Source organism: Pseudomonas sp. FBCC-B545 (assembly GCF_059134095.1).
The window spans coordinates 2698004-2712797 of the sequence record NZ_CP101441.1 but is presented as its reverse complement, the minus strand read 5'-3'; the positions used below and the strand labels follow the sequence as shown (position 1 = coordinate 2712797).

Below are 14794 nucleotides of genomic sequence, written 5' to 3'. Positions count from 1 at the left end.
TCTCATGACGACTTTGAATGGCAAGACCGCCCTGGTCACCGGCTCCACCAGCGGCATCGGCTTAGGCATCGCCCTGAGCCTGGCCAAGGCCGGTGCCAGCCTGATCCTCAATGGCTTTGGCGACGCCAGCGCGGTGATCGCCCAGGTGCAGGGGTTTGGCGGCAAGGTCGGGCACCACCCGGCAGACGTCAGCGACCCGGCGCAGATTGCCGACATGTTCGCCTACGCCGAGCGCGAATTCGGCGGCGTCGACATCCTGGTCAACAACGCCGGCATCCAGCATGTGGCGGCGGTGGAAGACTTTCCAGTGGAACGCTGGGACTCGATCATTGCCATCAACCTGTCCTCGGTGTTCCACAGCACACGCCTGGGCTTGCCGGGCATGAAGGCCAAGGGCTGGGGGCGCATCGTCAACATCGCCTCGGTGCACGGCCAGGTCGGCTCAGTGGGCAAGGCCGCGTATGTGGCGGCCAAGCATGGGGTGATTGGCCTGACCAAGGTGGTGGGTTTGGAGACTGCCACCAGCAACGTGACCTGCAACGCCATCTGCCCGGGCTGGGTGCTGACGCCGTTGGTGCAGAAGCAGATTGACGATCGGGTGGCCACGGGGGTCGACCCGCAGCAGGCGCAGCAGGATTTGCTCGCGGAGAAACAGCCGTCCCTGGAGTTCGTCACGCCGTCGCAGTTGGGCGAGCTGGTGTTGTTTTTGTGCAGCGAGGCTGGCAGCCAGGTGCGTGGCGCCGCGTGGAATATCGACGGCGGCTGGCTGGCCCAGTAACCCCAGACACTGGAAATCAAATGTGGGGGGGACAAGCCCCCTCCCACATTGGAACTCTATTGTTTGGAAGACCGATACAAGAACAAGAGATTTCGCTATGTCCGACATCCTCTGGCAACCCTCCCCCGAACGCATCGCCAACACGCGGATGGACCAGTTCCGGCGCTTTATCAATGATCGCCACAGCCTGCAGCTCAGCGACTACCCCGCCCTGCACCAATGGAGCATCGACCAGCGCCCGGACTTCTGGCAGGCGATTGTCGCGTTCTTCGACGTGCAATTTCGCAGCCCACCCACCACGGCCCTGGTCGAGGGCGCTGAAATGCCCAGCGCCCAGTGGTTCCCCGGCGCCACCCTGAACTTTGCCGAACACCTGTTGCGCCGCCGCGACGATCACCCCGCCGTGGTGGCCATCAGCGAGGACGGCCAGCGCGAACAACTGAGCTATGCCGAACTGGCCGCCCACGTCGCCGGCCTGCAACGCAGCCTGCGGGCGGCAGGTGTGGGCATCGGCGATCGGGTCGCGGCATGTATGCCCAACACCTGGCAAACCCTGGTGGGCATGCTGGCTACCACCAGCCTCGGTGCGATCTGGTCATGCTCCTCGCCGGACTTCGGCACCCAGGGCGTGATCGATCGATTCGGCCAGATCGGACCCAAGGTGCTGATCACTTGCGCCGGCTACCGCTATGCCGGCAAGGCCATCGACCAGAGCGCCAAGCTCAATGACATCCTCGAACGCCTGCCGTCCCTGCAACAGTTGATCATCGTGCCCTACGCCCAGCCCCAGGCGCAGGTCGGGGACTACCGCACCCAAGCCCGGGTCGCGCTGTGGAACGACTTCTACCAAGCCGGTGGCGAGCCCGAATTTGTCGCGGTACCGTTCGATCACCCGCTGTATATCCTCTATTCCAGCGGCACTACCGGCGTGCCCAAGTGCATTATCCACGGCACCGGCGGCGTACTGCTCACCCACCTCAAGGAACACGGCCTGCACGCCGACCTCGGCCGCGAGGACTGCCTGTTCTACTACACCACCTGCGGCTGGATGATGTGGAACTGGCTGGTGTCGGTGCTGGCGCTCGGTGCCACCGCGGTGCTGTACGACGGCTCACCGTTTCATCCCGGCCCTGAGCGCTTGATCGACCTGATCGATGCGGAAAAAATCAGTGTGTTCGGCACCAGCCCCAAGTTCCTTGCGACCCTGGAGAAAGCCGGGTTGCAACCGCGCCTGAGCCACGACCTGGGCAGCCTCAAGGGTCTGATTTCCACCGGCTCGCCGCTGTCGCCCCAGAGTTATGACTATGTGTACCGCGAGATCAAGGCTGAGCTGTGCCTGTCGTCGATGTCCGGCGGCACCGATATCGTCTCCTGCTTTGTGATTGGCAATCCGGTACTGCCGGTGCGGCGCGGTGAGATGCAGTGCAAGAGCCTGGCCATGGCCATTGAAGTATGGGACGACCAGGGCCGGCCCTTGGTCGCAGAGAAAGGCGAACTGGTGTGCACCCGGCACTTCCCCGCCATGCCCATCGGATTGTGGAACGACCCGCAACAGACCAAGCTGCGCGCCTCGTATTTCAGCCAGTATCCCGGCGTATGGGCCCAGGGGGACTATGCCGAACAAAGGCCCAATGGCAGTCTGTTGATTCATGGGCGTTCGGACGCTGTGCTCAACCCCGGCGGCGTGCGCATCGGCACCGCCGAGATTTATCGCCAGGTGGAAAAACTACCTCAGGTGCTGGAAAGCCTCGCCATCGGTCAAAGCTGGCAGGACGATGTGCGCGTGGTGCTGTTTGTGCGTCTCGATGACGGAGTCGAACTGGATGAGGCGCTGCAACAGCAGATCCGCCAGGTGATCCGCGCCAACACCACGCCGCGCCACGTACCGGCCAAAATCCTCGCTGTCACGGATATCCCTCGCACCATCAGCGGCAAGATCGTTGAATTGGCCGTGCGCAACGTGGTGCACGGGGAGCCGGTGAAGAACACCGATGCCCTGGCCAACCCCCAGGCGCTGGAGCAATTTCGCAATCGAGCTGAACTGGATTATTAGATGAAAGGTTTCAGCGCTGACGCAGCGTTTTGAAGAAAAACCCTCAAGGCATGCTATTTTTCGGGGGTAGTCACCCGCTGTTATCCCTTGGGACAATGGGTGTTGTCATTTTTTCAAAGCGTCATGCTCAGGGCTTTTTCATGAATGGAACATCCACCGGTAGCGAAGCCGCTGCATTGATCAAGCGGCTGGACTGGGCGCAAAGCCCACTCGGTGAGGCCACTGATTGGCCGCAAAGCCTGCGCACCGCCGTCGATATCGTCGTGCATTCGCCGATGCCGATGGTGCTGCTATGGGGGCCGCAACTCACGCAACTCTACAACGATGCCTTTGCAATGCTGGTGGGCAACAAGCACCCCGGCGCCCTTGGCCAGCCGGCACATCATACCTGGCCGGAGCTGGAGAGCTTCGCCGGGCCGGTCTACGACGCGGTCCTCAGCGGTCAGGTGCGCACCTTCAGCGAGCAGCGCTTCATGGTGCAACGCCAGGGCCGCGACACCGACATCTGGCTCGACCTGACCTACAGCCCGGTGCGCGATGAAAGCGGCCTGGTGGCCGGTATCCTGGTCACCGCCATCGAAACCAACGAACGGCGCAGCAAAGCCCTCGAACTGCAGCAGCGCTCCGAAGAGAGCCTCAAGGCCCAACGCAGCACCGAGCAGCGCCTGCAACTGGCCCTGGCAGCCACCGATGCGGTAGGCACCTGGGATTGGGATATCGGGGAAGACCGCTTTATCGCCGACGCCCATTTCGCCCACCTGCATGGCGTCGACCCCAATGATGCCGGCCTGTTGCCCATCAGCGCCTACCTGCAAGGCGTGCACCCCGAAGACCGTGGCATGGTGGCGCGCAGCATCAAGCATTGCATCACCTTCGGCACCGAATACGCCGAGGAATACCGCCTGTTGCAAGCCGACGGCCAAGTGCGCTGGGTGTTCGCTCGTGGCCGCTGCTACAAGGATCAGCAGGGCCGCCCTGCGCGGTTCCTCGGCGCGGCGCTGGACCTCACCGAGCGCAAGCATACCGAACAGGCCCTGCGCCAAAGCCAGACCGAGCTGCAACTGATCATCAACGCCATGCCGGTACTGATCGGTTATGTCGACCATGAGCAGCGCTTTCGCCTCAACAACAGCGCCTATCTCGACTGGTACGGCATGACCCCCCAGGAGCTGTACGGCAAGACCATCCGCGAAGTCCTCGGCGACGAGGTGTATGCCGGGCGCGCAGACAAGATTGAAGCCGCCCTCAACGGCAAGGCGTGCAGCTTCATGACCATTACGCCTCATCGTGACGGCCGCCCGCGCCACGCGCTGATGAAGTACCTGCCGCGCTTCAGCAACGACGGCTCGGTCAATGGCTTCTACATCTTCGTGATCGATGAGACCGAACGCAAACTCACCGAAGAAGCCCTGCGCCATCTCAACGAGAACCTCGAAGAACGCGTGGCCCAGCGCACCCAGGCCCTGGCCGAAGCCAACCAGCGCCTGCAAAACGAGATGTTCGAGCGCGAGCGCGCCGAAGATGCCTTGCGTCATGCGCAAAAGATGGAAGCGGTGGGCCAGCTCACTGGCGGCATCGCCCATGACTTCAACAATATGCTCACCGGCATCATCGGCAGCCTCGACCTGATGCAACGTTACATCGCCGCCGGACGCAGCGACGATATCGGCCGCTTTGCCGACGCCGCCGTCGCCTCCGCCCACCGTGCCGCGGCCCTCACCCACCGCCTGTTGGCGTTCTCGCGACGCCAGTCGCTGGACCGGCGCCCCACCGATCCCAACCAGTTGGTGGCGTCCCTGGAAGAGCTGTTCCAGCGCACCAAGGGCGCGCATATCACACTCAATGTGCAATTGGGCAAGGACATCTGGCCAGTGAACACCGACGCCAGCCAACTGGAAAACGCCCTGCTCAACCTGGTGATCAACGCCCGCGATGCCATGCCCGATGGTGGCGAGTTGCTGATCGAAACCGCCAACAGCTACCTGGACGGCACCGACATCACCACCCTGGAGCCGGTCAAGGCCGGCGACTATGTGATGCTCGGCGTGAGCGACAATGGCAGCGGCATGGCGCCGAAAATCCTCGCCAAGGCCTTCGATCCATTCTTCACCACCAAGCCCATCGGCCAAGGCACCGGCCTGGGGTTGTCGATGATCTATGGCTTTGCCCAGCAGTCCGGAGGCCATGTGACCATCCAGAGCGAACCGGGCCAGGGCACCTGTGTGCGCCTGTACCTGCCACGCCTGTATGGCACCGCGCTGGAAAGCAACCTGCCCGCCAGCCTGGCCGAAGCCCCCGTGGCCCAGGCCGGTGAAGCCGTGGTGGTGGTCGAGGACGACCCGGCGGTGCGCATGCTGGTGGTCAACGTGCTCAACGAGCTGGGCTATACCGCCCACCAGGCGGCGGATGCCCGCGCGGCGCTGCCGCTGCTGGAGTCGGATCTGCGCGTCGACCTGCTGGTGACCGACGTCGGCCTGCCGGGCATGAACGGCCGGCAACTGGCGGAAATCGCCCGCCAGCATCGCCCGGGCCTGAGGGTGTTGTTCATGACGGGCTACGCCGAGAAAGCCGCCGAACGCCAAGGTTTCCTGGAAGACGGCATGGACATGGTGGCCAAGCCGTTTTCCATCGACCTGCTGGCCACTAAAATCCGCAGCATGCTCGGCGTCGAGACATGAGTTCAGGCATAATCGCGCGCCGTCGCACAGCTGGTAGAGACCAATGAAAGCCCAAGCCCGTCATATTCTGGTGAAAACCAGCGAAGAAGCCGAACAGCTCAAACAGCGCATTGCCAAGGGCGAAGCCTTTGATGTGCTGGCCAAGAAGTACTCCACCTGCCCGTCGGGCAAGCGTGGCGGCGACCTGGGTGAAGTGCGGCCAGGGCAGATGGTGGGGGCAATCGACGCGGTGATCTTCAAGAAGCCGGTGAAGGTGGTGCACGGGCCGATCAAGAGCAAGTTCGGGTATCACCTGGTGCAGGTGTTTTACCGGGACTGATGGGTTGCCTTTTAGCCCTCATCGGGGGCAAGCCCCCTCCCACATTAGACTGCATTGCTTCAGTTGGAACAGGGTCAACTGTGGGAGGGGGCTTGCCCCCGATCCGCCACAGGCGGCCATTCACCTCGGTATCAAAGCCCCCGACACCTGGATCACCCGACTCGCCAACCGATGCCCCGCCATGGCAGCCTCTTGCGGCGACTCACCTTTAAGTCGACCGGCCAGATACGCCGCACTGAACGAATCCCCCGCCGCCGTGGTATCCACCACCTTCTCCACCTTCAGTGCCGGCACTGCAAAGCGCTGCCCCGCACAACGAATCAGACAGGCATCCGCCCCACGCTTGAGCACCACTTCTGCAATTGATGGATACGCCGCAAACACCTGCTCGCTGTCTTGATAGCCAAACAAGGCGCGCTCGTCGTCCTCGGTCAACAGGGCGATATCCACTTCGGCCAGCACCTTGCTATAAGCCTCACGGGCCGCTGCGGCATCAGCCCACAGCCGTGGCCGGTAATTGTTGTCGAACACCACCCTGCCACCCCGACGGCGGGTTTGCACCAGGGTTTGCAGCAGGCGCCCGCGCCCCACCGCTCCCAGCACCGCCAGGGTAATGCCGCTGAAATACACCACGTCATAATCCGGCAGCGCCGCCAGTATCGGCTCGGCCGCTGGCGTGGTGAAGCAGTCGCGCACCGCCGCTTCGTTGCGCCAATACAGAAATTTGCGTTCGCCATTGGCATCGGTCTGGATGCAATACAAGCCCGGCAGGCGTCCGGGCAGACGCTGGACCATGCCCAGGCCAACGCCCTCTTCGTGCCATTGCTGGCACATGGCATCGCTGAAACTGTCATCGCCCAGGGCGGTGACATAGTCGACGCTGCCGACCTCGCCCAGTTCGCGGCGCAGGTACACCGCCGTGTTCAGGGTGTCGCCACCGAAGCTCTGATGCAGGCTACCGTCGGCGCGGTGTTGCAGTTCGATCATGCATTCGCCGATAAGGGCGATGCGGGGTTGGGTGGTCATGGCTGCGGTCTCGGTGGGGCTGATGGCCTCATCGGGGGCAAGCCCCCTCCCACAGGGGAATGCATTCCAAATGTGGGAGGGGGCTTGCCCCCGATAGGAGCGACTCGGTCTAGAAGCGGGTACACAAGCTTTCGACCACCTGCAACTGCTCATCCACCAGGCAACCCACCTGCCATTTGTCGAAGGTCAGGCAAGGGTGGGAAGTACCAAACGAAATGATGTCGCCGATGCGCAAGTCAACCCCCGGTGCCACGGTCATGAACGCATGCTGGTCCATCACCGCCGTGACCTTGCAGGCACTCACATCATCGCCTTGGGCCGGCACAATCCCGGCCTTGTAGCGCTTGAGCGGCACCGGCAAACCGGCGTCATAAGCCACGTCGCGCTTGCCCAGGGCAACCACCGCAAAGCCCGGCTCCGGCAGCGACTGCACATGGGCCCAGACTTCCAGCGCCGGGCGCAGGCCTTCGTCGAGGTCGCTGCGGCGCTCGAGCACACAGCACTGGGCTTGTTTGTAGATACCATGGTCGTGGGCCACATAACTGCCGGGGCGCAACACACTGAGGAAACGCCCCGCGGCATTCTGCGCTTCGAACGACTCGGCGATCAGGTCGTACCAGGCCGAGCCCGAGGCCGTGACGATCGGCTTGGGCAGGTCGAACAGGCCGCTGTCTTGCAAGTCCACCGCCAGGCGCACCAGGCTGGCGGCGAAGTCACGAATGCCGCTGATGGCATGTTCACCGTGGATCACCCCTTCGTAGCCCTCGATACCGGTCAGGGCCAGCGCGGGCTGGGCCTTGATTGCCTTGGCCAGCTCGCGCACCTCGTGCTCGCTGCGGCAACCGCAACGGCCGCCGACCACGCCGTATTCGATCATCACGTTCAGGCGCAGGCCACGGGCGGCGAAGAACAGTCCCAGGCCGGCGACGTTATCCGGGTGATCGACCATGCAGTGGAAGTCGAAATCCTTGTCGGCCAGCAGCTCGGCGATCAACGCCATGTTCGGCGCGCCCACCAGTTGGTTGGCCATCAGCACGCGACGCACGCCACCGGCGTAGGCAGCGCGGGTCTGCACGGCGCTGGCCAGGGTGATGCCCCAGGCGCCGGCGCTGATCTGGCGCTGGAACAGCGCGGGCATCATGCTGGTCTTGCCGTGGGGCGCCAGCTCAGCGCCGCTGCGGCTGACAAAGTCCTGCATCCAGCGAATGTTGTGTTCCAGGGCGTCGCGGTGCAGCACCAGGGCCGGCAGGCTGACGTCGCGGACCAAGTGGGCACCGATAGCGGCGGCGCCTTTTTCAACGGCATTGAGGGCAGACATGGAAAACTCCTATTCGTTGATACGCCGGGCCAGGCTGTTGGCGCTGTCGATCAGCACCCGGCGATAGTCGTGGTAGTTTTTGCTGGCATCGGCCCGGGGGGCGACGATGCACAGGGTCGCAATGCTGACGCCCTGGGCGTCCCGCACCGGGGCGGCAAAGCAATGGGTAAAGGTATCGGCCACACTGTCGAAGGAAAAAAAGCCATCAAGGGTGGCCTGGCGGATCTGCGCCAGGAAGATGTGCAACGGCAGGCGCTGGCCGTCCGGCAGGATGAAATCGTCGGGGTCGATCAGGTCAATGATCTGCTGGTCGCTCAAATGCCCGAGCAGCAGGCGCCCGGAAGCGGTCCACGGGATCGGTGCGTTTTCACCGATATCCGAAGAAATCCTGAAATGCCGCTGGCCCTCGCGCATCAGCGCCACCGTATATTTGCGCCCGTTGAGCAGGCACATCTGCGCGGTTTCGTGGGTCTGGCTGACGATGTCCTGCAAGGCGTGGTCGGCCTCGCGGGTCAGGTCGAAGTGGCGCAGGTGCGCCTGGCCGAGAAAATACAACTGGCGCCCCAGATACACGTGACCGTCCTTGCCCACGGTTTCCAGGATGCGCCGCTCCAGCAGAGACGCGACCAGCTCGTAGACCGTGGACTTGGGGCTGCCGATGCCGCTGGCAATGTCATTCGGGCGCAGGGGCTGGCCGATCTCCTTGAGAAAATCGAGGATATCGAACGCACGGTCAAGGCCTTTGGCGCGGCGCTTGATGAGGTCTTCGGTCATAGTGGACTCGGTCCCGAGTGGTATGAAGTCTTCTGTAGGAGCGAGCTTGCTCGCGAAAAACTTCAGGACAACGCGTTCATACAGAATACCCGCGTTATCATTGACGATCTTCGCGAGCAAGCTCGCTCCTACAGGGTTTGAATATTCAGCCCTTTTTCTTGTAGGCCACGCAGTCGATCTCAACCTTGCAATCAACCATCATATTGGCCTGCACACAGGCCCGCGCCGGGGCGTGTTCCGGGCTGAAGTATTCGCCGAAGACCTTGTTGAAACTCCAGAAGTCCCGTGGGTCTTCCAGCCACACACCCACGCGCACCACATCCTTGAGTTCGTAGCCGGCCTCTTCGAGGATCGCCACCACGTTGCGCATGGTCTGCCGGGTTTGCTCAACGATGCCGCCACTGATGATTTCGCCGTCCACGGCGGGCACCTGGCCTGACACATACAGCCAGCCATCGGCCTCTACCGCACGGGCGAAGGGACGTGGCTGGCCGCCACCTGCGGTGCTGCCGGTACCGTAACGAGTAATGCTCATGCAAGTTGCTCCTTGTTAAAAACGAATGTTCTTGAGAAATTCCGCCAGGCGCGGCGACTGCGGCCGTTCGAAAATGTCTTTGGCGGTACCCTGCTCTTCAATGCGGCCCTGGTTCATGAAGACGATCTGGTCCGAGACTTCATAGGCAAAGCGCATTTCGTGGGTGACCAGCAACATGGTCATGCCCTCTTCCGCCAGCCCCTTGATCACGCTGAGCACTTCGCCCACCAGCTCCGGGTCCAGGGCCGAGGTAACTTCGTCGAACAGCATCAGGCTGGGGTTCATGGCAATAGCGCGGGCAATCGCCACGCGCTGTTGCTGGCCACCGGACAATTGACCCGGGAAGTGGTTACGGCGCTCCAGCAGGCCGACGCGGTCCAGCCATTTCTCGGCCAGCGCCACGGCTTCATCCTTGCCCATCTTCTTGACCTTGAGCAAGCCGAGGGTGACGTTTTGCAGCGCGGTCAGATGCGGGAACAGGTTGAATTGCTGGAACGCCATGCCGGTCATTGCGCGGTGCTGGGCAATCACACGCTCCGGATGGCGCACGCGCTTGCCGCCGACCTCGCGGTAGCCGATGGACTCGCCATCCAGGGTGATCTGCCCGCCCTGGAACTCTTCCAGCAAGTTCACGCAGCGCAGCAAGGTAGTCTTGCCCGAGCCGCTGGAGCCGATCAAGGTCACCACGTTGCCGCGCTGCATGGACAGGTCCACGCCCTTGAGCACCTCCACTTCGCCGTACTGTTTACGCAGCCCGCGAATGTCCAGCAACGCTGGGTTGGTTTGAGCTTGGTTCATGGCAAGGCCACCCGCTTTTCAATGTAGCGCCCGAATAATTCAATGGCGTAGTTGATGACAAAGAACAGAAACCCGGCGAACAGGTAGAACTCCAGGGTCATGAAGGTGCGTGCGATCACCTGCTGGGTACTGAGCAGCAACTCAGCCACGCCGATCACCGACAGCAAGGTCGAGGCCTTGACGATCTCCGTGGAGGAATTGACCCAGGTCGGCAGGATCTGCCGCAGCGCCTGGGGCAACAGCACGTAGCCCAGGGACTGGTAAAACGTCAGGCCAATGGCCTTGCCTGCTTCCAGCTGCCCACGGGGAATGGCTTGCAGCGCGCCGCGCACGATTTCCGACACATGGGAGCCACAGAACAACGTGAGCCCAACCGCACCGGCCTGGAATGCGCTGATGTGCCAGCCGAGCGCCGGCAGCATGTAGAAACACGCCAGTACCAGCACAAACACCGGTGTGCCCCGGATCAAATCGACGTACAGGCGAAACGGCGCGCGCATCCAGAACTTGCCGTAGGTCAGGATCAAGCCGGCGACGATGCCGATCAGGGTGCCAAAGATAATCGCCAGGGCCGACACGTACACACTGGCCTGGAAGCCGGCCCAGAGCGTATCGCGGGCGACCCATAATTCATGCAGCCAACTGGGGGATTCGTACATGGAAACCCTCCTTAACGACGGATCGCCAGACGCTGCTCGAGGTAACGCAGCAGCATGGCAATGAGGTAGCAGGCAGCCACGTAGAGCGCAGTCGTGACCAGCCAGGTTTCAATCACCCGGTAGCTTTCGACGTTGATCTTGCGGGCGTAATAGGTCAGCTCCGGCACCGCAATCGCGGCGGCCAGGGAGGTGTCCTTGAACAGCGAGATAAAGTTGTTCGACAGCGCTGGCAACACGTTGCGCAACATCACCGGCACGGTGATATAGGCGCGGATTCGCCACTCGCCAAGTCCGATGGCCAACCCGGCTTCGCGCAGGCCCTTGGGAATATTCAGCAGCCCGGCGCGGAACACTTCGGTCAGGTAGGCACCGGCGTATAGCGACAGGGTGATGATGAACGAGGGGATCTTGTCCAGGCGGATCCCCAGGGACGGCAAGGCAAAGTAGATCAACAGGATCAGCACCAGGATCGGCGTATTGCGCACCACCGTCACGTACACCGAGGCCAGGATGCGCAACGCGCGGTGCCGGGACAGCATGGCAAACGCCATCAGCAGGCCGATCACGCAGCCGATGGCAATCGACAGCAAGGCCAGCTGCAGGCCCAGGCCGAGCCCCGTCAGCAAGGTGTCGAAATCACGCCAGACGGCGGCAAAATTCAACTGATAGTTCATGGTCAGCAGTACCTGAGTGGGGCGTGTTCAGGCACGCCCCTATAGTTGCGGATCACTTGAATTCCACAGGAAAACCAATCGCCGGTTCTGGCAGGTCCACGCCAAACCACTGCTTGAATGAAGCTTTGTAGGTGGGGAATTCCACACCGGTCATGGCTTCGTGAAGCGCGGTGTTGACGAAGTTCAGCCAGTCCTGATCGCCGCGCTTGACCGCGCACGCATAGGTTTGCGGGCTCCAGGCGTACGTGGGGCTGCGGTAGCGGCCAGGGTTCTGCACCATCAGGTATTTGACCGAAGACTGGTCGGTGGCGGCGGCATCGGCGCGACCGGAGTTCACAGCCTGGTACATCAGGTCGACGCTGTCGTACTGGTCGACCTTGGCCTTGGGCAGCGCCTGGTGCACCAGCTCTTCGGCATACACGTTTTGCAGCACAGCCACGGTGACGTCATCGCCCGCCGCCTGCAGGTCTTCGATTTCCTTGTACTTGCTGTTGTTCGGCAGCAACAGGCCAACACCTTCGCGGTAGTACGGCAGGGTGAAGGCCACTTGCTGCGCACGGCTGGCGGTGACGGTGATGAACTGGCAGCTCATATCAACCTTGTCGGTGAGCAGGTTGGGAATGCGTGCATCGGACGACTGCACCACAAACTCGACCTTGCTCGGGTCATTGAACAAACCCTTGGCCACCATGCGACCGATGTCGATATCGAAGCCCTGCAACTTGCCATCCGCTCCCTGGAAGTGCCACGGCGCATTGGTACTGCCTGTACCCACAATAAGGTGCCCGCGCTTGAGCACGTCATCGAGCTTGCTGTCCGCCGCCTGCACCATGCTTGTGAAGGAAGCCGATGCGACAACAAGAAAAACACACGCTTTGAATACGGAAGGTCGGTGATGCATGACAAGCACTCCAGGGATTGTGTATTCCGCTATACCGGAACTTGGTATGTAACAACGGAATAGACAGCAGAAAGTGTGCCACAGCCACGGGAGGAAAAATATGCTGTCGGGAAACTCTTTATGGTTCAGTAAGATAGGTATTAAAGCGCTTAACGGCGTTGCGCCGAAGGCGTAGGGTTTTGCTACGCAACGCCCCACAACGGTGTTACTGCGCACCTATCTGGGTGCCTGGATGACGCCCCAGATGCAAGGCGCGTGAAAACAGACCTGTGAAGGTTGACAGTAGACCTGGACGATTTTCCGACTTAGCGTAAGCCAAGGAGTGACAGGGAGATGCCCGATGGATTACGTCAATGCGGTGATCGCAGATAAGGCGCAATTTGACCGCGAACTCGATACGAAGCAGCCCGTATTCGTTGTATTCATTTCCCATGGTTGCGCGGCATGCACTGATGCGATGCCACGCTTCATGCGGATAAGCCAGAGGTACGAAGGCCAGGTCAAGATCATGATCCTTGATTGCGCCGAAACACCGCGCCATCCAAGCGTGGATCGGATTCCAATGCTGCTGATCTACCAGGATCAACAGCTTCAGGAAACCGTTCCCGGACTCGGCGAGCAAGCGCTTGAAGACGCGTTCAAGCGGTTCGCTCGCCTTCAGATCAAGGGCCCGTAAGCGGCGACAAACAAACCTGCGTCACCCTCCGCTCTTCCACCGCGGCCACAGTCAGGCGCCACCCCTCGTATTCAAGACTATCACCCACAACCGGCAAGCGATCCAACAGGCTCATCACCAGGCCGGCCAGGGTCTGGTAATCTTCCGTCGCCACAGCCTTGAAGCCGGTGCGTCGGCTCACCTGATTAAGATTCAAGGCACCATTGGCACGAAAGCCCGCGCCCTCCTCGACAATGTCCGGGCCTTCGATTTCACTGGCATCGGGCAATTCACCGGCGATGGATTCCAGAATATCGGTCATGCTCAACACACCCATGAAATCCCCGAACTCGTTGATCACGAAGGCGATGTGAGTGGATTCCTGACGCATCTGTTCCAAGGCATTGAGGATCGAAAAGCTCTCCAGCAGATTGATCGCCCGGCGCGCCAGGTGTTCCAGGTTCGGCTCGTTACCGGCCAGGTATTCCTTGAGCAACTCCTTCTTGTGCACAAAGCCCAAGGGCTCATCCACCGCGCCATTGCGGATCAGCGGCAGGCGCGAGTAGGACGAATGCATCAACTTCAGGCGGATAGCCTCGGGATCATCCGCCAGGTCGATGCAGTCAACCTTGGCCCGAGGCGTCATCAAGGAGCGAATCGGCCGCTCGGCCAGTTGCAGCACACCGCTGATCATCACCCGCTCGCGTCGATCAAACAGCGGACCTTGGGCGGCATCCGGCTCGCCCAGCAGGTCGGCAACCTCTTCGCCCACCTCTTCCACCGCCAGGCTGCGGCCACCCAACAAGCGCATCACCGCATGGGCGGTACGCTCACGCACCGGCAGCACACCCTGCGCCGACTTCTTGCGCCGCGACCGGGCGATCTGGTTGAACAGCTCGATCAGAATCGAGAAGCCAATGGCCGCGTACAGGTAGCCCTTCGGAATATGGAAGCCCAAGCCTTCGGCGGTCAGGGCGAAACCGATCATCATCAAGAAGCCCAGGCACAGCATGATCACCGTGGGGTGGGCGTTAACGAAGCGGGTCAACGGCTTACTCGCCACGATCATCAGGCCGATGGAGACGATCACCGCGATCATCATCACCGCCAGTTCGTCCACCATGCCCACGGCGGTAATCACCGCGTCGAGGGAGAACACCGCATCCAGCACCACGATCTGCGCCACGATCGGCCAGAACATGGCGTAGGCCACACTGCCCTTGTGCTGGGCCACATGGCCTTCCAGGCGCTCATGCAATTCCATGGTGGCCTTGAACAACAGGAACACACCACCAAACAGCATGATCAGGTCGCGACCGGAGAAGCTCTTGTCGAACACCTCGAACAGCGGCTGGGTGAGGGTCACCAACCAGGAAATACTCGCCAACAGGCCCAGGCGCATCAGCAACGCCAGGGACAAACCGATCAACCGCGCACGGTCACGCTGCTCCGGCGGCAACTTGTCCGCCAGGATCGCGATAAACACCAGGTTGTCGATACCCAGCACCAGTTCCAGCACAATCAAGGTCGCAAGGCCGAGCCAGGCCGTTGGATCCGCTAACCATTCCATTTACAAAGTCTCTGTATTCAGTTTTTTAGAATGCTGGGCACGGCAATGCCCGGTCA

14 protein-coding genes are annotated in these 14794 nt (G+C 61.6%); 5 read left to right on the top strand and 9 right to left on the bottom strand.

Annotated elements, in window-relative coordinates:
- Positions 1 to 4: 4 nt before the first annotated feature.
- The 4 genes from NMB39_RS12635 (at position 5) to NMB39_RS12620 (ending at position 5828) form a co-directional block, all read left to right on the top strand.
- Positions 5 to 778: a 3-hydroxybutyrate dehydrogenase gene (locus tag NMB39_RS12635; RefSeq protein WP_367236510.1), complete on the top strand. Its 774-nt coding sequence runs from the start codon at positions 5 to 7 to the stop codon at positions 776 to 778.
- 97 nt (positions 779 to 875) lie between these two features.
- A complete protein-coding gene (locus tag NMB39_RS12630) occupies positions 876 to 2831 on the top strand; it encodes an acetoacetate--CoA ligase (RefSeq protein ID WP_494339142.1) in 1956 nt (651 codons plus the stop codon).
- Between the two features lie 140 nt (positions 2832 to 2971).
- On the top strand, positions 2972 to 5509 hold the full coding sequence (locus NMB39_RS12625; RefSeq protein ID WP_306958116.1) for a PAS domain-containing hybrid sensor histidine kinase/response regulator: 2538 nt from the start codon (positions 2972 to 2974) through the stop codon (positions 5507 to 5509).
- 43 nt (positions 5510 to 5552) lie between these two features.
- Positions 5553 to 5828, top strand: coding sequence for a peptidylprolyl isomerase (locus NMB39_RS12620; RefSeq protein WP_003174397.1), 276 nt, complete (start codon positions 5553 to 5555; stop codon positions 5826 to 5828).
- 120 nt (positions 5829 to 5948) lie between these two features.
- Here the strand turns inward: NMB39_RS12620 and NMB39_RS12615 are convergent, their stop codons facing one another.
- The 8 genes from NMB39_RS12615 to NMB39_RS12580 form a co-directional block, all read right to left on the bottom strand.
- Positions 5949 to 6854, bottom strand: a complete 906-nt coding sequence (locus tag NMB39_RS12615; RefSeq protein ID WP_494339143.1) for a sugar kinase — start codon at positions 6852 to 6854, stop codon at positions 5949 to 5951.
- Between the two features lie 109 nt (positions 6855 to 6963).
- Positions 6964 to 8172, bottom strand: coding sequence for an amino acid deaminase (locus NMB39_RS12610; protein ID WP_494339144.1), 1209 nt, complete (start codon positions 8170 to 8172; stop codon positions 6964 to 6966).
- A 9-nt stretch (positions 8173 to 8181) separates the two neighbouring features.
- Positions 8182 to 8946, bottom strand: coding sequence for an IclR family transcriptional regulator (locus NMB39_RS12605; RefSeq protein WP_046072489.1), 765 nt, complete (start codon positions 8944 to 8946; stop codon positions 8182 to 8184).
- Between the two features lie 145 nt (positions 8947 to 9091).
- Positions 9092 to 9481: a RidA family protein gene (locus NMB39_RS12600; RefSeq protein WP_057025099.1), complete on the bottom strand. Its 390-nt coding sequence runs from the start codon at positions 9479 to 9481 to the stop codon at positions 9092 to 9094.
- A gap of 15 nt (positions 9482 to 9496) precedes the next feature.
- Positions 9497 to 10279: an amino acid ABC transporter ATP-binding protein gene (locus NMB39_RS12595; RefSeq protein ID WP_043051427.1), complete on the bottom strand. Its 783-nt coding sequence runs from the start codon at positions 10277 to 10279 to the stop codon at positions 9497 to 9499.
- Entirely contained in the window at positions 10276 to 10938 is a 663-nt protein-coding gene (locus NMB39_RS12590; protein ID WP_046068496.1) for an amino acid ABC transporter permease, read from the bottom strand. Before NMB39_RS12590 ends, NMB39_RS12595 begins: the two co-directional genes overlap by 4 nt.
- Positions 10939 to 10949: 11 nt before the next feature.
- Positions 10950 to 11612 (bottom strand): amino acid ABC transporter permease, encoded by a 663-nt coding sequence (locus tag NMB39_RS12585; protein ID WP_494339145.1) that lies wholly within the window; start codon positions 11610 to 11612, stop codon positions 10950 to 10952.
- A gap of 52 nt (positions 11613 to 11664) precedes the next feature.
- Positions 11665 to 12513, bottom strand: coding sequence for a transporter substrate-binding protein (locus NMB39_RS12580; RefSeq protein ID WP_057025097.1), 849 nt, complete (start codon positions 12511 to 12513; stop codon positions 11665 to 11667).
- A gap of 340 nt (positions 12514 to 12853) precedes the next feature.
- Here NMB39_RS12580 and NMB39_RS12575 point away from each other — a divergent pair, with 340 nt between their 5' ends.
- Positions 12854 to 13189: a thioredoxin family protein gene (locus NMB39_RS12575; protein ID WP_057025096.1), complete on the top strand. Its 336-nt coding sequence runs from the start codon at positions 12854 to 12856 to the stop codon at positions 13187 to 13189.
- Here NMB39_RS12575 and NMB39_RS12570 read toward each other — a convergent pair.
- Positions 13176 to 14738 carry a TerC family protein gene (locus tag NMB39_RS12570; protein WP_494339146.1) on the bottom strand — a complete coding sequence of 521 codons (1563 nt, stop codon included), beginning with the start codon at positions 14736 to 14738 and terminating at the stop codon, positions 13176 to 13178. The genes NMB39_RS12575 and NMB39_RS12570 overlap by 14 nt on opposite strands.
- Between the last annotated feature and the right edge of the window lie 56 nt (positions 14739 to 14794).